Origin of the sequence: Thermomonas sp. (genome assembly GCF_029945965.1) — a bacterium.
Taxonomy (GTDB): Bacteria; Pseudomonadota; Gammaproteobacteria; order Xanthomonadales; family Xanthomonadaceae; genus Thermomonas.
In genome coordinates this window covers 1-19270 of the sequence record NZ_JAQSDO010000019.1, presented here as the reverse complement: position 1 = coordinate 19270, position 19270 = coordinate 1, and the positions used below count along the sequence as shown (strand labels likewise).

Below are 19270 nucleotides of genomic sequence, written 5' to 3'. Positions count from 1 at the left end.
AATGCGTGCATCAATGTTTCTCCCCGGATGTGCGGAACCGTATCAATCCACTCGCCGGCATCCCATGCGCCGGCGGCTTTTACTCGAGCCCTTCCGGAATCGGAAAAGCGCAAGTCCCCATGCCTAATCTAGGCTGATATGGGGAGTACGGGAACAGGGGGAGCGTGCGGCCATGCTGGCCCATTCGCTCAGGCGACTCACACCGCCATGGGCTCGCTGAAGGCTTCCGGTTCGTCCTTGAAATCACCGATCGGAACGCAGCTGCAGAACACGTTCTTGTCGCCATAGACATTGTCCACGCGCGCCACTGGCGGCCAGTACTTCTGCAGGCGCAGCGTGGCCAGCGGGAACACTGCCAGCTCGCGACTGTAGGCATGCGTCCATTCGGCCGCTGCCGCTTGCGTGGCGGTATGCGGCGCGTGCTTGAGCGGGTTGTCCTCGCGGTCCAGTTCGCCGCGCTCGACCATGCGGATCTCGTCGCGGATCTGGATCATGGCGTCGATGAAGCGATCGAGTTCATGCAGGGACTCGGACTCGGTCGGTTCCACCATCAGCGTGCCGGCGACCGGGAAGCTCAACGTCGGCGCGTGGAATCCGAAATCGATGAGGCGTTTTGCCACATCTTCGGCACTGATGCCGCTGAGCTTTTCCAGCGGGCGAAGGTCGAGGATGCACTCGTGTGCCACCAGTCCGTTGCGACCGGTGTAAAGAGTGGGGTAGTGCGGTGCCAGCCTTCGGGCGATGTAGTTGGCATTGAGCATCGCCACTTGTGTCGCCTTGCGCAGGCCGGTCGCGCCCATCAAGGTGATGTACATCCAGCTGATCGGCAGGATCGATGCCGAGCCATAACTCGCAGCGCTGACCATGTTGCCAGCGCCAACGCCCTCGGTGGCGAAGGCATCGTAGGTGGCTGTCTTCGGCAGGAATGGCGCCAGATGCGCCTTGACCGCGCATGGGCCGACACCTGGGCCGCCGCCGCCGTGCGGGATGCAGAAGGTCTTGTGCAAGTTGAGGTGGGACACGTCCGAACCCCACTTGCCCGGCTTGGCCACGCCGACCAGCGCGTTCATGTTGGCGCCGTCGGTGTAGACCTGTCCGCCGTGCGCATGCACGATTTCGCAGATCTCGACCACATCTTCTTCGAACACGCCGTGGGTGGACGGATAGGTGATCATCAGCGCAGCCAGGCGGTCGCTGTATTTTTCGGCGTTGCGGCGGATGTCCTCGACATCGACGTTGCCATTGCTGTCGCATTTGGTGACGACGACGCTCATCCCGCACAGCTGCGCCGATGCCGGGTTGGTGCCATGCGCGGATTCCGGAATCAGGCAGATGTCACGCTGAGCCTGTCCGCGCGAGGCATGGTAGGCACGAATTGCGAGCAGCCCGGTGTATTCGCCCTGCGCACCGGAGTTGGGTTGCAGGCTGACGGCATCGTAGCCGGTGCATTCCACCAGCATCGCTTCAAGGCTCTCGATCAGGCCCTTGTAGCCCTGCGCCTGGTCGGCGGGTGCGAGTGGATGGATGTTGCCGAACTCCGGCCAGGTCACCGGAATCATCTCGGCGGTGGCATTGAGCTTCATGGTGCAGCTGCCCAGCGGGATCATCGTCCGATCCATCGCCAGGTCCTTGTCCGCGAGCGCGCGCATGTAGCGCAGGATTTCATGCTCGCTGTGGTGGCTGTTGAACACCGGGTGTTGCATGAATGCCGTGGTGCGAAGCAGTGCAGTCGGCAACCCGTCTTCGGTGTTCGCGTCCATTGCGTCGATATCTGGAATACGCGCACCGAACACCGCGGCCAGCGCGAACACGTCTTCGCGGGTGGCGGTTTCGTCCAGGCTGATACCGACGCTTGAGCCGTCGATGCGGCGCAGGTTGTAGCCAGCCGCGACGGATTTGGCATGGATGGACGCAGCATTGATGCCGGTGACGTGCAACGTGTCGAAGAAGTCGTTGCCCACTGCCACGCCGGCATCGCGCAGTGCACGTGCGAGGATCGCGGCCAGCCGATGCGTGCGGCTGGCAATACGGATGAGCCCATGCGGGCCGTGATAGACCGCGTACATCGAGGCCATCACTGCCAACAGCACCTGCGCGGTGCAGATGTTGGAGGTCGCCTTTTCGCGGCGGATGTGCTGCTCGCGGGTCTGCAGGGTCAAGCGGTAGGCTATCTTGCCTTCGGCATCCAATGAGACGCCGATCAAGCGGCCCGGCATCGACCGCTTGAATGCATCGCGGCAGGCCATGAACGCGGCATGCGGGCCACCGAAACCGAACGGCACGCCGAAGCGCTGGCTGTTGCCGACCACGATGTCCGCGCCCCATTCGCCGGGCGCCGCAAGCAAGGTCAGCGCCAGCAAGTCGGTGGCCACCGCGACCAGACCGCCACGCGCATGCACGGCATCGGCCAGTGCAGCGTAATCGTTGGCGGCGCCAAAGGTGTCCGGGTATTGAAGTAGTACGCCGAAGCTGTCTACAGCGTGCGCATCGGCATCGGCACCGATCACCAGTTCGATGCCCAACGGTTCGGCGCGGGTTTTGACCACTTCCAGGGTCTGCGGATGTACGCCGCTGGAGACGAAGAACACATTCGACTTCGACTTCGCCGAACGCCTGGCCAGGGTCATCGCTTCGGCGGCGGCGGTGCCTTCATCGAGTAACGAGGCATTGGCGATCTGCATGCCGGTCAGCTCGGCGCACATGGTCTGGAAGTTGATCAGCGCTTCCATGCGGCCCTGCGAAATCTCCGCTTGATAAGGCGTGTACGCCGTGTACCAGGCTGGGTTCTCGAGGATGTTGCGCAGGATTACGTTCGGTGTGTGGGTGCCGTAATAGCCCTGTCCAATGGTGCTGCGCAGGACTTTGTTCTGCGTCGCCAGTCCACGAATCTTTGCAAGTGCTTCGACCTCGCTGATCGCCTCCGGCATGGCCAGTGGGGCCGCCGACTTGATGTTGCTGGGCACGATTGCATCGGTCATCGCATCCAGCGAGTCGTGGCCGATCTGCGCAAGCATGGTTGCGATCTCGGCATCGTTCGGGCCGATGTGGCGTTCGATGAAAGCGTCGTGGTGTTCGAGCGTGCGCAGCGGGGTGCGGGTCGACATGAGAGCAGGCATCCGGAGGGGCTGAGGAGGAATGTTCCTGCCCATCGGCCAACTGGCCGATGGGCGCTCACGGGCTCGCGGCTACGCCGCTCGAAATCCCCGTTCGCCCATCTGTCCTTTTGCCTGAGAGTTTGGAAGCGCGCAGGCAGGGGAGGGGAACCTGCAGCGACTTCTTGCCCCTTCGGCGCCGGCATGCGTGTGCTGCCGATCTCTCCAGAGTTTGGTCACACGGCGGTATCGGGCCTGAGCGATTCCGGGCGGTTGCGCCTTCGGCAGCAGCGCTACGCGCCACTTCTCCCACCATGCACAGGCGGAATTATAGCTGCTAGAGCCGCTTCCATGGCGCGTCCCTTACCAGGCACGCCGTACCATGCATGTATGCATGCCTCGGCGAACAAGGTGTCCTACGGTCGGCTGGCCGCCATTCTTGGCGCGCTGGCGATGTTCGGGCCGTTCTCGATCGACACCATTTTTCCTGCATTCCCGCAGATCGGCGCCAACCTGGGCGCAGGCAAGCTGGCGATGCAGCAGACCATCAGCGTCTACCTGCTGGCGTATGCGGCGATGAGCGTGGTGCATGGCCCGCTGTCAGATGCGATTGGTCGCAAGCGGGTCATCCTGGCTGGCCTTGCGGTGTTCGTGCTGGCATCGGTTGGATGTGCGCTGTCCACCTCGATGCCGATGCTGCTGCTGTTCCGCGCGTTGCAGGGCTTGAGCGCGGGTGTTGGCATGATCGTGGGCCGCGCGGTGATCCGTGATGTGCTGCAGGGCGACGATGCCCAGCGCTTGATGAGCCATGTCTCGATGATCTTCGGCATCGCGCCGGCGGTCGCGCCGATCATCGGCGGCTGGATCGTGGGCTGGAGCCAATGGCAGGCGATTTTCTGGTTCCTGGCGGTGTTCGCGGCCGTGCTGTGGGTGGTGGCGGCGTATTCGCTGCCGGAAACCCATCCGCCCGAAGCGCGCGTGCGCCTGCGTCCGGCAGCCTTGTTGCGCAATTACCTGGGCATCCTCGGCAACCCGCGTTTCGTGCGCCTGTCGATCGCTGGTGCGCTCAACTTCGGCGCGCTGTTCCTCTACATCGCCTCGGCACCCGCATTCGTGCTGGACCTGATGCACCTGAACGAGCGCCAGTTCGGTTGGTTCTTCATCCCGATGATCAGCGGGATGATGCTGGGCGCATTCGCGTCTGGGCGCGCCGCTGGCCGGATCGATGGCGTGCGCCTGGCCAACATCGGATTCATCTGTTGCGGCACCGCGGCACTTCTGAACGTCGGCTACAACCTGCTGGTCGAAGCGCCGCGGCTACCATGGGCAGTGTTGCCGATCAGCCTCAATGCATTTGGCATCGCGCTGGTATTCCCGATCCTCACCTTGGCGATCCTGGACATGTATCCGCAGCAGCGTGGCGGGGCGTCGTCGCTGCAGGCGTTCACCGGCTTGTTGTCCAATGCGGTGATCGCGGGTGTGCTGTCCTCGCTCGTCAGTGGCACCGGCATTGGACTGGCACTGGCCTCATCGACATTCAGCATCGTGGCGTGGATTGTCTGGCGCCATGAGCAACGCGATCAGCGTCGCCTGCGCACCGCATCATCCGTGCAGGTGATGGGGCTGGAACCTACCGACGAGATGTAATCCGGGTCAGGCTGCCGGGTCGTGTGCGGCGATGATTGTTGCTCGATTTGTTCGACGCATCCACAAATACACCGGCACGCCGGCCAGCAGCAGCACCGCGCCCCATGCCAGTGCCTCGCCGCCAGCCCCGAACAATGCATAGACGCTGTAGATCAGGGCCAGTGCTGCGACCGTGCGTCCGCCGTTGCCGCCGTGGCTGCGCAGCCAGGCCGCGCTGCTGGCGGCGTAGGGCAGCAGGATCGCCGAGGTCGAGATCAGCAGAATGAAGGTGAACAGCTCTACCAGTGAGCGGCTGTAGCTGGCGATCACCAGCACTGTCGCCAGGACAGCGCCTATCAAGATCCCAAAGGCTGGCGAGCCATTGGCATCGAGGCGCGCGAAGCGCTTCGGAAACAGACCATCGTCGGCGGCAGCCAACGAGACCTGCGCGCAAACCAGCACCCAGCCATTGATTGCGCCAAAGGTCGAGACCGCCGCCAGTATCGCGACTCCCATTGCTGCGCCCGGTCCCCACAAGCGACCAGCGGCGTCGGCCATTGGCGCGCCCGATTGCGCAAGGGTGTCCGCTGGCACCAGCCCGAGCACGGTGGTGCAGGCCAGGATGGTGGCGATGCCGGCAAGTAAAGTGCCGAGTATGGTCGCGCGCGGAATGGTGCGCTTGGGGTCACGGATTGCCCCGGCCGGCACAGTCGCGACCTCGAGGCCAGCGAAGGCCCACATGGTCAGGATCACCGTGATCTGTGCCACCTGTGGCAAGCTTTTGCCGCTGGGGTTGAACGGAACATAGTTGCTGGCATCGACGAACCACAGCGCGACGAGCCCGAACAACAGCAGCGGCACCAGTTTCAATGTGGTCACCAGCACCTGCATGCGCCCGGCCGAACGCAAGCCGACCAAGTTGACGAAGGTGCAGAACCACAGGGCGCACAACGCACAGGTCGCCGCGCGCACGGGCGTCGCGGTCAGCGCCGGGAAGATCGCGCCGATGCTGCCGGCGAAGGCGACCGCGATCCCGGCCAGGCCGGACCAGATCGAGATCCAGTAACTCCAGGCGACTGCGAATCCGGCGCCATCACCGAAGCTGCGGCGTACGTAAGCGTAAGGGCCGCCGGTGCACGGCCAGTGCACTGCAAGCTTGGCGAAGGTCGCGGCCAGCAGCAGTGCGCCACACAGGCTGATGCCCCAGCCGACCAGGCTGGCTGCGCCATAAGGTGCAAGCGCCGCGGGCAGCAGGAACACGCCGCTACCGATCATGCTGCCCACGACCAGCGCGATGGCCATCCACAAGCCGAGCGGTTTGGCGCTTGCCTGGGTACCGCTGTCGGTTGAGGCGTACTGCGACTCGGACATGCGGAATCCCTGTTGTGATTTGCCGGTTATGCTTGACGCGCGATTAAGCGGCGTTCGACCCGGCTTCGCGATAGGCCGCGCGCAGCATCTCATGGAAATGATGCACGCCAGATTCGCGCAAAGGGTTCAGCCGGCCCGGTACATACGAACCGGATGCAAAGCCACGCTGCACGTCCTCGCAGATGCCGAGGTCCTCATGCTGGACTTCGTCGCTGAACTCCAGGTCGGCGTTGCGCTTGGCATCGGCAGCTTCATCGTCGCTTGTCGCGTAGTAGCTATCGAATTCCACCCGGCAATGATCCACGCCCAGCGGAATGACTCGATTGGTCTGCAGGCGGCCGGGCAGGATGTTGAGCATGGTGTTCGGCCACAGCCAGTAATAAAGCGCGTCGCCATTGCCATACAGCGAGGCATCGCTTTCCAGCGGGCTCCATTGCAGGTTGTGCCACTGCATCAGCTCGGTGCGGTAGCTGCGGTAGTCGAGCAGGCGGTTGAGGCCAGGGTGCACGTGCGGAACGTGGTAACCCTCGAGGAAATTATCGACATAGACCTTCCAGTTGCAGGCGATGTCGTAACCGACGCGATGATGGCGGTCGTAGTGTTCCAGACCGCGATCGGCGCCGAGGCGGGCATCGATGCCCGCGACGAACGTATCAAAATCCGGTGCCTGCGCTTCGTCCACTGCGGCAAACACCAGACCTTGCCAGATCTTCACCGCGAGTTGCGGCAAATGGATCGAGGACGGTTCGAAGTCCAGCGCATCCTGCATTTCCGGCGCGGATTTCAGCACGCCGTCCAAGCCGTAGTTCCAGCCGTGATAGCGGCAGCGCAATGACTTAGCGGCAAGCCCGTCGCATTGCGCGATCGGTCCGGCACGATGTCGGCAGACGTTGTGGAACACGCGAATGGCCGTATCAGCACCGCGTACCGCGATCAGCGGCAAGCCTGCGAGGTTGCCGATTACATGATCGCCGGCATCGCGCAATTGGCATGCATGCGCGATGAGTTGCCAACTACGGTCGAACACCATGCTGCGGTCGATCGCCGGCATCGATGCGTCAACGTAGTAACGCGCCGGCAGTGCGGTGGCGGTGGCAAGGGCTTGCGGGGCTAAGTCGTCCATGGCGACAGTATGGCTGCCGATCAGGTAACCGCGCCAGATGTCGCCCGCTTACGGCGTGTTGGCTTCAGCGGATTTCGATAGCGGCATTACGCGACTGCTCGAGCCCGAGCGGACGTCCAGCTGCTGCGATGGTTCGAAGCTGCCGTCGGCATGCATGGGGACCACTTGATAGGTACCGGCCGGCAGATTGCGGACCTGGTACTTGCCATCCTTGCTGATCTTTGTTTCACGCTTGAGGCCGGTGCCGGTATTGGTCACGTAAATCGTGTCGCCGGCCTTGGCTTCGCCAGTGATATTGCCAGAGGTCGATTGTGCGTTGGCAGAAAGCGACAACGACGCAACGGTCATGCCAAGGGCGATTACAAGAATCTTGAACTTCATCATATGGCCAGTCGATTGGAGGTTTTTAACAATTCTATACCTGCGTGGCATTTGCATGTGCCGAAAGCAATGTTGCAGGTGATCTGGTGCACATCCACTCAAGGGCCGGCTTGCGCCGGCCCTTGAGTGGCCCTTGGTTGACAGTTATCCCGCTGCTGGCGGGTTTGGCTGGGGATTAGCGTGTGTGCTTGAAGCGCTGCTCGTCCATCCGCACTGCTGGGTCGAATTTTGCTGCTTCAACCACTCCTGCAGCGGGGCGAAGTATTCCAGTACCGCGCTGGCATCCATCTTTTCGCCGCCGGTCAGTTCCTTCATGGTCTGCTGCCAGGGTTGGCTGGCGCCCTTGGACAACATCGCCGAGTATTTCTCGCCGGCTTCCTTGCTGCCGTAGAAGCTGCATTCGTACAGCGGACCCTTGTAGCCGGATGCATCGCATAGCGACTTGTAGAACTGGAACTGCAGGATGCGGGCCAGGAAGTAACGGGTGTACGGCGTGTTGGCCGGGACGTGGTATTTCGCGCCCGGGTCGAAATAGGTTTCGCCGCGTGGGCTGATCGGCGCCACGCCTTGGTACTTGGCCTTCAGGTCCCACCAGGCCTTGTTGTAGTTCTCCGGCTTGATCGAACCATCGAATACCCCCCAGCGCCAACGGTCGATCATCAAGCCGAATGGCAGGAACGCGACCTTCGACAATGCCATCCGCATCTGTGCGTTGATCATGGCCTCGTGGCTCTGCTGCTGCGCGCCGACCAGACCGACCGAATGCATGTAATTCGGCGTCATCGCCAACACGATGGTGTCGCCAATGGCTTCGTGGAAGCCGTCGTGCGCGGCGTTCTGGAAGATCGGCGGCTGCTTGTTGTAGGCCAGGTCGTAATACAGGTGGCCGAGCTCGTGGTAGATCGTGGTCAGGTCTTCCTCGGTCGGGTTGATGCACATCTTGGTGCGCACGTCGCCAGCCATGTTCATGTCCCAGGCGCTAGCGTGGCAGACCACATCGCGATCCAGCGGTTTGATGAATTGCGACTTCTCCCAATAGCTTTGCGGCAACTTCTGCATGCCCAACGAGACGTAGAAATCCTGCGCGCGTTCGGCCATCTTCTTGGCCGTGTCCAATGCGGCAGCACGCTCGGCATTGACCTCATGCTGGGCCGCGGACTCGCCCGTATCAACCGGCTTGTTGCGTTCGCTGGTGAGATCGGCATGTGCGATTGCTTGCAGCGCGAAGTTCACGTCCAGGCTACCTGCGCCCGGGTAGGGCTGCATGATGTCCCACAGGTTGCCCCACTCCTGTTGCCACATGTTGCCCATCAGGTGCGCAGGCAGCATCCCGCCGGCCACTTCGCCCTTGTCCGGCCCGTACTTGGCGTCCAGTTTGCCGCGGGCATAGCAATGCAGCTGTTCGTACAGTGGCTTGACCTGATCCCATAAACGATCGGTCTCGGCAGCCAGTTCGGCCGGAGTCATGTCGTAGCCGGAACGCCACATTTCGCCGGCATCGGCGAAGCCCATTTCCTTCGCGCCTTCGTTGACGAGTTGGGCGAAGCGCGTGTAGTCCTTGCGCATCGGCTGGCTGATCGTGTGCCAGCCATTGAAGGCATCCAGCTGTGCGTCGTAGTCGCGGCTGGTCGCCAGAACATCGCTGAGCTGGCCGAGGTCGCGGCACCTCCGGGCTTCGCCTTCACCCGTGCAGTAGCTGCCGGCGCCATACATGCCTTCCATGCGTGTAGCAATCCTGGTGAGCTCAGCCAGTTTGGCCGGATCCTTCGGCGCCGGCATCGCGGTCATCAGCTTGATCAGCTTGATCGAACGTGCGGTTTCGGGTGACAGCTTCTGGCCGTCGAAGCGTCGGGATTGCTCGATCCACGCGTTGAGCTGGGTCAGCCAACGCTCGTTGGCCTTGGCAGCGACCAGTTCGCTGTCGCTATTGATATATGTACTCGACAACCACTGCGCAGAATTGAGTTCTGCGCTGATGTTGCGCAGCTCATCGTTGACCCGCGCGACGAACTGGTCTGCGGTTTCCGAAGCAGGGGGTGCGGGAATGCCGGAGGTGGTCGGGGCTGGCGTTGCGTCAGGTTTGCAGGCGGCAAGGCCCAATGCGCCGACGATGGCGAGTGCAAGCAGGGCGGGGCGTAGGGTCACGGCGGCTTCCTGGTTCGGCGCATGCGCCGGGACAGCAAGGCTAGACCGCGCGTGCAGCTGGCTGCAAGTTCCAGGTCTCAGACCGGCGGCAGGATCAATTTGCGATCCGCATCAACCAGGCCGTGCTCATGCAGCCAGGCCCAGGCAGTTTCGGCGTCGTGTTCGACATAGGCTCGCGCCGATTCCAGCCGGAAGGTATAGCCCCAGGCATCCATGTCGGCGAGTACCCGTTCGCGCCCTACGTCTGGAAGTGCATCGCCCAGCAGCACCTGCAGCACGCAGACGGCATCTTCTTCCTCGATGCTGTCGGTGGCGTCGGTATGCACGCCGCTGCGACGCTCTGGCGGCAGCACGATCAGGTGGCAGGCTTCGTGCAGCAGCGAATGCACCGGCGTGTCGGTGCGCGCATGCACGGTGTTGCCGATGATCCCGGCCTCGCATTCGCCCCAATAGCTGCCGGGGATCGAGTCGCCATCGGCGACGCGTTGCAGGTTCAATCCGAATCGCGCCAACAATGCCGCAGCATCGTCGAATGCGATGTCGGCCAGGGTAAGAATGTTGGATTGAGGAGGCATCGTCGTCGCTGGCAGCATGGGCGGGGCAGTCTTCTTGGCTCGAAATGCCGGCGAATCCTGCCCCGCCCATGCCGCCAGCTCCTGCCGTCTCGCACACCTCGGGAAGCCGCGGTTTCGATGAGGTTTGGGGCCATAGGCAGGTGAACTTCGACAGGCATTTAGAGCCCGAGAAAGTCGCGTGCCTATGGCTCCAAGCCGGGGCGAGTAGAAGGTGAGTTCAGGCGCTGGCTTGCGCGCGTTCTTCCGGCAGTGCGACCGAAATATCCAGCACGTCGTGCTCGCCATCCTTGACCACGTCCACCTTGACCGCATCGACATCCACGTTGACGTACTTGCGGATCACTTCCAGCAGTTCGCGACGCAGCAGCGGCAGGTAGTCAGGCTGGCCTTCGCTCTTGCGCTCCTGCGCGATGATGATGCGCAGGCGATCCTTGGCGACCGAAGCGGTGTTCTTCTTGGGCTTGAGGAAATCAAATATCGACATGCTCAACCTCCGAACAGCTTGCTGAAGAAACCCTTGCGCTCGACCTGGGTGAAGCGCATCGGCCGGTCTTCTCCCATGATTCGCGCCACCGCGTCGTCGTAGGCTTGGCCGGCATTCGACTCGGCATCCATGATCACCGGCTCGCCCTTGTTGGAGGCGTTGAGCACGTCGCCGGATTCCGGAATCACCCCGATCGTCTTGAGCCCAAGCACTTCCTCGACGTCGAGGATCGACAGCATCTCGCCGGCTTCCACCCGCGATGGGCTGTAGCGGGTCAGTAGCAGGTAGGCGCCGACCTCGCCGTCGTCCTGTTCGGCGCGGCGGGTCTTGGACGCCAGCAGGCCGAGGATACGGTCGGAGTCGCGCACGCTGGAGACTTCCGGGTTGACCACTACCACCGCCTTGTCGGCGAAGTACATGGCCAGGAACGCGCCTTTCTCGATGCCGGCGGGGGAGTCGCAGACGATATAGTCGAAGCCCTCATCGCCCAGGTCCTTCAGGACTTTCTCGACGCCTTCCTTGGTCAACGCGTCCTTGTCACGGGTCTGCGACGCCGCCAGCACGAACAGGCAGTCGTAGCGCTTGTCCTTGATTAGCGCCTGCTTGAGCGAGGCTTCGCCATGGATCACGTTGACGAAGTCGTACACCACGCGGCGCTCGCAGCCCATGATCAGGTCGAGGTTGCGCAGGCCGACATCGAAGTCGATGACTGCGACCTTCTTGCCGCGACGCGCCAGGCCAGTGGCAATACTGGCGCTGGAGGTAGTCTTGCCGACCCCGCCCTTGCCCGATGTGACTACGATGATTTCCGCCAAGTTGGCTTTCTCCGTTGAAGGGTTGTCCGCGCTCAGTCGAGCGCGGCGAGCTTGAGTTGTCCTTGATCCAGCCAGACCTGCACGGGCTTGCCGTGCAGCTCGGCCGGGATGTCTTCCAAGACCTTGTAGTGTCCAGCCACGGCGACGAGTTCGGCATGGAACTCGCGGCAGAAGATGCGTGCGCTTTCATCGCCCTGCGCACCGGCCAGCGCGCGGCCGCGCAGTGGGCCGTAGATGTGGATGGATCCGTCGGCGATCACTTCCGCGCCGGCTCCCACCGTGCTGACCACAGTCAGGTCGCGATTGTCCGCGTAGACCTGTTGGCCAGAGCGCACCGGGGTTGCATGCACCAGGCCGGGGCCGGATTTGGGCAGGGAAGGCTTGGTCGCAGTTGAAACGATGGAAGGCTTTGCAGGAGATGCTTCAGTCGTGGCTGGAGTCGCAGCCGGGACTGAAGACCCGCTCACTGGTTCGTACTGCACGCGGAACTTGGCCAGCAAGGGCAGGCCAAGTGCCTGCGACAAGAGATCGACTTCCTTGGTGCCATAGGCCAACGCCACCGGGAAAACACCGGCTTCATGCAGACCCTCGACCAGGGCGCGTGCTTCCTCCGGCGAGGGCACCTTGCTCAAGCCGCCAAAATCCAGCACCACCGCCACGCGTCCGAACAGATTGGGCGCACGCTGCACGCGTTCACGCATCTCGTTAGCCAGTTGCGCCACATCGAGGGTGCGCACGCGGAGGTTGGCGATGCCGACCTGGCCAAATTTCAATTCGCCGGCCTGGGCATAATCGACCGCCGTACTCATGCACGGGTACCTGTTGCACGGTGGGCCTGGGGCTGGATTCGCGGATGCGCCAGCCAGGACTCGTCCGGCAAGGCATCACCATAGGTCTCGCGCACCCATGCGAAGCTGCACAACGGCTTCATCAGCATCGCGCCGCGCAGTTCATGGCCTGGCATCACATGCTGGCCGACCTCGCGGAAGCCGAAGCTGCCATGGAACAGCAATGCGTGATCCGTTCCGGTCTGCAGGAAGACTTCGCAAGCCATTTCCGGGTAGCGCAATTCGGCATAGCTCTGCACGTCGGCGTACAAGGCGCGGCCCACGCCACCGCCGCGGCGACGGCTGGCCACCACCACGCGGTCGATATAGAAGAAATCCGGATAGCGTTGGCCAAACCAGTCGAAGTTGCTGCTCTCATGGCTCGCGGTGGAACCGAAGCCGATCAGGAAACCGGCAAGCGTGCCGTCACGCTCGGCCACGCGAAAATACTCCGCGGACTCGAACAACTGGCGCAGTTTGGCTGCGTCGAGAGGGAGGATCGCAGGTCCCGCGGCGTTGTTGAGGGCGAGGACGGAATCCAGCTCGTGCTCGCGCACGTCGCGGATGGCGATCGACATTCCTTTGGCTCCGTGTGGCTTGTTGCGGATGATCCGGGTCGCGTGCGACCTGTTCGTGATTATCGCACGCACCGATCCGGGCGGCCATGACCTTCGGTGCAGGCGCACAGATGCCGGAAGGGGTTATAAGACGCCATGCTTGCACGCCTCTCCCATACCCGCCTGTTGCGCTTCGCCGGCCTGTTCACCTGGGCCATGGCATGCCTGCCATTGCTGTATTCGTGGATCGCCCAGTGGCAGGAGCCATTGGGCGAAGAAAGCGTTACCCATGTCATGCCCTGGGAGGGCTGGGCGTGCTATTTCGCCTTCGGCATCGGCTACTGGTGGCTGACCCGTGGCCTGGGTCAGCGCCGGCAGGCACTGGACTATCTGCTGCTGACAGTCACTACGTTGGCTGCGATTGGTTTGGGCTTCTACAGCGAATCCGGCCTTGGTAGCGTGCTGTTGATGGTTGCGGCCTGCGTGCTGCCCTGGTTGCTGCCGCTGCGATTGGGTGTGGTCTGGCTGGTGGTCGCGCAGTTGGCGGTGGTGCCGGTCTTCATGCTTGGCCTGAGATTCCCGCTGTTCGAAGCGATGATGCAGTCGATGCTGTATGCCGGCATCTCCGGCTTCGTATTCATCACCAGTCTTGTTGCGCTGCAGCAGTCAGAAGCGCGGGAAGAACAGCGCCGACTCAATGCCGAACTGCGTTCGACCCGGGCATTGCTGGCGGAAAGCGCGCGCGTCAATGAGCGCACCCGCATCTCCCGCGAATTGCATGACCTGCTGGGCCACCACCTGACTGCGCTCAGCCTGAATCTTGAAGTGGCTGGTCATCTTTCGGATGGGCGGGTCAAGGAACACGTGCAACAGGCGCATACCTTGGCCAGGCTGCTGCTCACCGACGTGCGTGAAGCGGTCAGCCAATTGCGCGACAGCGGGGCGATCGACCTCGGCGCTGCACTGCGCCCGTTGGCCGAGAACGTACCCAAGCTTGCCATCCACATGGATGTCCAGCAGCCGTTGACGGTGGACGATCCGGAGCGCGCGCACGTGTTGCTGCGCTGTGCGCAGGAAGCCATCACCAATGCTGTGCGGCATGCCAACGCCCATAATCTTTGGCTGAATGCTGGCAATGATGGGCAATGCATCACCCTGCAGGTGCGCGATGATGGTTCCGGCACCGATCTGCTTGCAAACGGCAACGGACTACAGGGCATGCGCGAGCGTCTGCGCCAGCTTGGCGGTCAGTTGGAGATCGAAACCCGCGCCGGGCAAGGCTTCCAACTCACCATGACCCTGCCGACCGGCGTCAACGCCGATTCCGGCATCCCCGAAGGAGTGGCCGCATGATTCCACCCGTCTCTATCAGTGTGTTCCTGGTCGACGACCAAACCCTGGTCCGCCAGGGCATCCGTTCCCTGCTGTCGCTTGCCGAAGGCATCGAGGTCGTCGCCGAGGCGTCCGATGGTCGCCAGGCAGTCGAAACCATCCCGCAGGTCAAGCCCGACGTGGTCTTGATGGACATGCGCATGCCGGCGATGTCGGGGTTGGAAGCCTTACAGGCACTTGGCCGGATGGGGGCGCTGCCGCCGACGATCATCCTGACTACATTCGACGATGACCAGTTGGTGCTGGCCGGTATCAAGGCGGGCGCCAAGGGTTATCTGCTCAAGGATGTCTCGCTGGAGCAGTTGGTCAACGCGATCCAGACCGTGGCCGGCGGTGGCTCGCTGGTACAGCCGGTGGTGACTCAGCGTCTGTTGTCCGGGTTAGAGCACATGCGCAACGAGTTCGTCAGCCTGGATCGTCCCGACCCATTGACCGATCGCGAGACTGAAATCCTGCGGCTGATGGCATCGGGCTTTTCCAACAAGGAGATCGCCAATTCCCTGGGCGTTGCCGAGGGTACTATCAAGAACCACGTCTCCAACATCCTGTCCAAGCTCGGCGTACGCGACCGTACGCGCGCGGTATTGAAGGCATTCGAGCTGCAATTGGTCTAGTGGCCGGTCAATAGGACCTGCTCGTGGCAGTGCGGCGGCCGCGTCCTTATCACCCTTGTCCAGGCTCGGCGTACGCGACCACAAGCGCGTCGTGCTAAAGGCATTCGAGCTGCAATTGGTGCAATCGGTCGCGATTTCTTGGCATTCCCCCTCGCCCGGGCCGCTGATGGTTTGGTAGGATGGCGGGTCTGCGCGGCCACCGCGCTAGCGGCCCTCCCGGAGATTCCTGAATGACTCGTTTGCTCGAGATCCTGATTTCCCTCGCAATCGTCGCGGCGCTATACCTGGTCGTGGCCTTGGTCTTGCCGTCGGAACGGCATCTGTTCGAGAAGATCGAGACTAATCGCAAGATGACGATTGTGTTCGATTCCTTGAACAGCCTGCATCGCTTCAAGGCATGGAACCCGCTGGTCCTGCGTGATCCGCGCGTACAGCTGAATTACTCCGGACCGGATTCCGGTGTCGGCGCGCGTCTTGACTACGTGTCCGAGAACAAGCATATCGGCAAGGGCTCGTGGCAAATCACCGAGAGCCTCGCGCGCGAGAAAGTCTCCTACAAGATCGAAAACCAGGAGCGTGGCAGTAACAAGCGCACCGAGTTCAGATTCAAACCGACCGGCCGCAACAACCGCAACGTCGAGATCACCCAGACCTTCGACGTTGACTATGGCTGGGATCTGATCGGCCGTTATTCAGGACTGTATGTCGCCCGCAACGTGGGCGACGACATGAAGCTGGGCCTGTCGCGCATCGTCACCATGCTCGCTGCGGTGCCGAACGTCGACTACGCGGTGTCGGGCACCAAGATGAGCGCGCCCAAGATGGTTCAGCGCCCCGCCGAGGATCTACTGTTCGTCGCCGCGGGCAACGTGGACCGTGGCAACTCGCAGATCCAGTCCTCGCTGACCGCGAATACCGAGTGGCTCCGCCGGGTGATGGAAGCCAATGGCCTGGAAGCAGCAGGCCCGATGCGGATCATCACCACCGACTTGGGGCGTGAAACCTACAATTTCGATGTCGCCCAGCCTGTCCGCAAGAAGGATGGCGGCGAAACCGGCAAGATTGCCCTGCAGGGTCCGGTGCAATTCGTGCAGACCAAGCCTGGCAAGGTTGCCATGGCCTCCTACACCGGCTACATGGCTGAGCTGGAAACCGTACGTAATGCATTGCGTGCTTGGGCGCTGACCGCTGGTTATGAGGTCACGGATCGTCCATACGAATCGTACAAGTCCGGCATCACGGGTTCGTTTACCGAGAACGGTGAGTTCGACGTCTACTGGCCTTTGAAGTAATCAGTCGATGTAGCCGTGATCAACAAACGCCGCGCTTGTCGCGGCGTTTGTTTTTTGGCGAATGAAATTATTGAAAGGAAGGGCACGATGCCACGCCACGCACGAGGATTCGATACCGAGACCGCATTCAACTATTTGTGCCAGCGCGACCGCAAGCTTGGAACCTGGATGCGCAGGATCGACCCGATCGAAGCAGATCCACGCTGGCGCAAGTCGTTCGATCCGGTCGACGCGTTGGCCCGTGCAATCCTTTACCAGCAGTTGAGCGGCAAGGCCGCTGCGACGATTGTCGGGCGGGTCGAAACTGCAATAACAAGTCAACGCCTTCACGGCGCCACGCTTTCTCGTTGTGATGACGCCACACTTCGCGCCTGCGGCGTTTCCGGCAACAAGCTGCTGGCGTTGCGTGACCTGTCGCTCCGGGAGGCCGCTGGTGAGATTCCCGACCTACGCCGCATGTCCACGATGCATGAAGATGCAATCGTCGAGGCGTTGGTGCCGATTCGCGGCATCGGACGCTGGACGGTGGAAATGATGTTGATGTTCCGGCTTGGTCGGCCTGACGTGCTGCCGATTGATGATCTCGGCATCCGCAAGGGCGCGCAGGTGGTCGACAAACTGGAGGTCATGCCAACGCCCAGGCAACTGGCCGAGCGTGGGGAACGTTGGGGACCGTATCGCAGTTACGCCAGCTTCTTCCTGTGGCGGATCGCCGATACAGCTGCCGTGACAGCCAAGCCCATCAAGCGTTCGCAGGATTAGCAGTCAGTCGGTGATCGCCGCGCCAGCGATTTGCAGCAGTTCAAGCAGGATCCAGCGGTGGCAATGCGCTTCATCCTCGCAATAGCAGCCGACGCTGCAATGCCTTGCGAGCGATCAGACGAGGCTAATGGCAAACACCAGGCCAGCGCCCTCCAGAATGAATGCTCAGGCACGGTAATCCCCCCATTTTTAGCTGACATCAAAAGTGGAGTTAAGCGGCGAGTGCCAGTTTCTGCATTGGGGTGATGCCGCCGAGGCCATGTTCGGGCGCTCGTGGTTGTAAGTCCATAGCCAGCGCGCCGCTTTGTCCTGCACTTGCTCAATGGATTCGAACAGGGTTCTGGCGAGCCAGGCGTAGCGCACGGTCCGGTTGTAGCGTTCGACATAGGCGTTCTGCTGCGGCTTGCCAGATTGGATGTGCTCGATGCGGATTCCCTCCCGTTCTGCCTAGGCCAGCAAGGCGCCACTGATGTACTCCGGGCCATTGTCACAGCGGATCACACGTGGCTTGCCGCGCCACTCGATGATCTGCTCCAGCGACCGGATCACGCGGTTGGCAGGCAACGACAGGTCAACCTCAATGCACAAACCCTGACGGTTGAAGTCGTCCAACACATTGAACAGCCGGAAGCTGCGTCCGTCGCTGAGCTGGTCGTGCATGAAGTCCATCGACCACACCTGGTTGATCGTCTCGGGCACCGCCAGTGGTTCGGGCTTCTCCCGGACGATCCGCTTCCTCGGCTTGATCCGCAGGTTCAATTCCAGCTCCCGGTAGATGCGGTAGACCCGCTTGTGGTTCCAGCCAAAGCCCTTCACGTTGCGCAGGTGCAGGAAGCACAGGCCAAAGCCCCAATCGCGATAGACCGTGGTCAGCCACACTAGCCAGTCCGCAATCTTGGCGTTCTCCTCGTTCGCCTTGGCCTGGTAGCGATAGCAGGTCTGGCTGACCTCACAAAGGTCTGGCATGCATGCCGGATGGTCGTGCGCCTGCCCTCGATCGCTGATCGGGCCATCTCACAGCGTTGAGGTGGCCTCACCATTTTTTTGACATTGCTTCCTTCAAAAGATCGGCGCTGAGTTGAGCCTCGGTATACATCTTCTTCAGGCGCCGGTTCTCGTCCTCAAGTTCCTTCATCCGGGCGACCATGGACACGTCCATGCCGCCGAACTAGCTACGCCACTTGTAGAACGTGGCCGAGCTGATTCCGTGCTCGCGGCACAACTCCGGAACCGGGGTGCCTGCCTCAGCCTGCTTGAGTACGCCGATGATCTGGCTGTCGGTGAATCGCGATGTCTTCATGGAACCTCCTCGGGAAAGATTACGAGAAAATTCCACTTCTGGGGGCAGCTAACCTGTGGGGGGATTACCATGTGCTACACGATAGCGCATGAGCCGAGCCGCGAAGCGGTCCCGGCTTGAACGAATAGTTAGGTGTGCGGATCAGGAGGAGTGGGCCGACAAGACGTACCGTCTGCCTCGATATACGACTTGTCGAAGCAATTAATCAGGCCTTCAACTACATCAATGTTGGGCGGCCAATGTATTCTCATGACGGGTTGTCCTGGCTGCGCAGGGAATTCTATGTAGCCGTTCTTGATCGGCGGCATGCCTGTCCCTTCTGGATAAGGAGTGGCCGCGAGTTTTTCCTTTGCAGCAATGAGTGCAACTTTGTCCCTCCGGAGAAAGGCGACTGTTGCGTCCACGTAGTGATTCCAGCCAGCTTTGTCTTCAGCTGGATCTTTTCGCGCGATCTCAAACAGCGGTATTGCCCGAGAATATTGATTTGCAGAGGCGAGCATTTGCCCTTCATGCCATGCAAGGACAGAACTGGACGATGGATGTTTCGCACGATATGCCGAAATTAGCTGTGCGGCAGCTAGTTCACAGCCTTTAATGTTGCCAATGCTTCTCCAGCCGCCGCCGCTATTCGATAGGTCCTGATCAAACGAATCTTCATCCAAGGACAGCATTGCGTCCCTGTCATATTGGCACTGGTTTGCTATTCGTGTCGTGCTACATGCCGAGAACAAGAGGACAAGTAGCGTCAAGAGAATGAGTTGTTTCATGAGCACACCTAACACCTGAGTTAAGCCGGACTGCGCAGTGGCCGAGCGGCGTCGCACACGATAACGCATGAGCGAGGCCGCGAAGCGGTCTCGGTGTTGATTTCCACGCAAAACTGACCCGGGGTTTCCAACCAAAATTGACCCACC

Annotated in this window: 16 protein-coding genes, 2 pseudogenes and 1 riboswitch; of the genes and pseudogenes, 5 read left to right on the top strand and 13 right to left on the bottom strand. The window is 61.6% G+C overall.

Going from position 1 to position 19270, the window contains the following annotated elements; translation table 11 throughout:
• Positions 1-197: 197 nt before the first annotated feature.
• Positions 198-3116, bottom strand: coding sequence for an aminomethyl-transferring glycine dehydrogenase (gene gcvP, locus PSV05_RS12100; RefSeq protein WP_300065574.1), 2919 nt, complete (start codon positions 3114-3116; stop codon positions 198-200).
• Between the two features lie 89 nt (positions 3117-3205).
• Positions 3206-3331: riboswitch (glycine riboswitch) on the bottom strand.
• Between the two features lie 151 nt (positions 3332-3482).
• Here gcvP and PSV05_RS12095 point away from each other — a divergent pair.
• Positions 3483-4739 carry a multidrug effflux MFS transporter gene (locus PSV05_RS12095; RefSeq protein ID WP_300065572.1) on the top strand — a complete coding sequence of 419 codons (1257 nt, stop codon included), beginning with the start codon at positions 3483-3485 and terminating at the stop codon, positions 4737-4739.
• A gap of 6 nt (positions 4740-4745) precedes the next feature.
• On the opposite strand, the gene PSV05_RS12090 is transcribed toward PSV05_RS12095, so the two are convergent.
• The 9 genes from PSV05_RS12090 to PSV05_RS12050 all read right to left on the bottom strand — a co-directional run bounded on the left by PSV05_RS12090 (position 4746) and on the right by PSV05_RS12050 (position 13017).
• A complete protein-coding gene (locus PSV05_RS12090; protein ID WP_300065570.1) occupies positions 4746-6089 on the bottom strand; it encodes an amino acid permease in 1344 nt (447 codons plus the stop codon).
• A gap of 43 nt (positions 6090-6132) precedes the next feature.
• The gene (locus PSV05_RS12085; protein WP_300065568.1) at positions 6133-7212 is read right to left on the bottom strand and encodes an aromatic ring-hydroxylating dioxygenase subunit alpha; all 1080 of its coding nucleotides are present in this window, start codon (positions 7210-7212) and stop codon (positions 6133-6135) included.
• Between the two features lie 48 nt (positions 7213-7260).
• Positions 7261-7596, bottom strand: a complete 336-nt coding sequence (locus PSV05_RS12080; protein ID WP_300065566.1) for a carboxypeptidase-like regulatory domain-containing protein — start codon at positions 7594-7596, stop codon at positions 7261-7263.
• A gap of 141 nt (positions 7597-7737) precedes the next feature.
• Entirely contained in the window at positions 7738-9738 is a 2001-nt protein-coding gene (locus PSV05_RS12075; RefSeq protein WP_300065564.1) for a M2 family metallopeptidase, read from the bottom strand.
• A 77-nt stretch (positions 9739-9815) separates the two neighbouring features.
• On the bottom strand, positions 9816-10313 hold the full coding sequence (locus PSV05_RS12070) for a hypothetical protein (protein WP_300065728.1): 498 nt from the start codon (positions 10311-10313) through the stop codon (positions 9816-9818).
• A gap of 217 nt (positions 10314-10530) precedes the next feature.
• Positions 10531-10797 carry a cell division topological specificity factor MinE gene (minE, locus tag PSV05_RS12065; RefSeq protein ID WP_300065562.1) on the bottom strand — a complete coding sequence of 89 codons (267 nt, stop codon included), beginning with the start codon at positions 10795-10797 and terminating at the stop codon, positions 10531-10533.
• 2 nt (positions 10798-10799) lie between these two features.
• Entirely contained in the window at positions 10800-11612 is an 813-nt protein-coding gene (gene minD, locus PSV05_RS12060) for a septum site-determining protein MinD (protein ID WP_300065560.1), read from the bottom strand.
• A 32-nt stretch (positions 11613-11644) separates the two neighbouring features.
• Positions 11645-12421 (bottom strand): septum site-determining protein MinC, encoded by a 777-nt coding sequence (gene minC / locus PSV05_RS12055; RefSeq protein WP_300065558.1) that lies wholly within the window; start codon positions 12419-12421, stop codon positions 11645-11647.
• The gene (locus PSV05_RS12050; protein ID WP_300065556.1) at positions 12418-13017 is read right to left on the bottom strand and encodes a GNAT family N-acetyltransferase; all 600 of its coding nucleotides are present in this window, start codon (positions 13015-13017) and stop codon (positions 12418-12420) included. The genes minC and PSV05_RS12050 overlap by 4 nt, the downstream gene beginning before the upstream one ends.
• Positions 13018-13152: 135 nt before the next feature.
• Between PSV05_RS12050 and PSV05_RS12045 the strand changes: the two genes are divergently transcribed.
• From PSV05_RS12045 to PSV05_RS12030, 4 genes are all read left to right on the top strand, one after another.
• The gene (locus tag PSV05_RS12045; RefSeq protein ID WP_300065554.1) at positions 13153-14349 is read left to right on the top strand and encodes a sensor histidine kinase; all 1197 of its coding nucleotides are present in this window, start codon (positions 13153-13155) and stop codon (positions 14347-14349) included.
• Positions 14346-15002: a response regulator transcription factor gene (locus PSV05_RS12040; protein ID WP_300065552.1), complete on the top strand. Its 657-nt coding sequence runs from the start codon at positions 14346-14348 to the stop codon at positions 15000-15002. Before PSV05_RS12045 ends, PSV05_RS12040 begins: the two co-directional genes overlap by 4 nt.
• Positions 15003-15232: 230 nt before the next feature.
• Positions 15233-16294, top strand: coding sequence for an SRPBCC family protein (locus PSV05_RS12035; protein WP_300065550.1), 1062 nt, complete (start codon positions 15233-15235; stop codon positions 16292-16294).
• An 87-nt stretch (positions 16295-16381) separates the two neighbouring features.
• Positions 16382-17056: a DNA-3-methyladenine glycosylase 2 family protein gene (locus PSV05_RS12030; RefSeq protein WP_300065548.1), complete on the top strand. Its 675-nt coding sequence runs from the start codon at positions 16382-16384 to the stop codon at positions 17054-17056.
• Positions 17057-17059: 3 nt separating this feature from the next.
• Here the strand turns inward: PSV05_RS12030 and PSV05_RS12025 are convergent.
• The 3 genes and pseudogenes from PSV05_RS12025 to PSV05_RS12015 form a co-directional block, all read right to left on the bottom strand.
• Positions 17060-17188 (bottom strand): annotated as a pseudogene (locus tag PSV05_RS12025) (DUF488 domain-containing protein); the annotation flags it as partial.
• Positions 17189-17267: 79 nt separating this feature from the next.
• A pseudogene (locus PSV05_RS12020) lies at positions 17268-18356 on the bottom strand (IS3 family transposase).
• Positions 18357-18484: 128 nt separating this feature from the next.
• On the bottom strand, positions 18485-19270 hold a 786-nt coding region (locus PSV05_RS12015; protein ID WP_300065546.1), incomplete at its 5' end, for a hypothetical protein.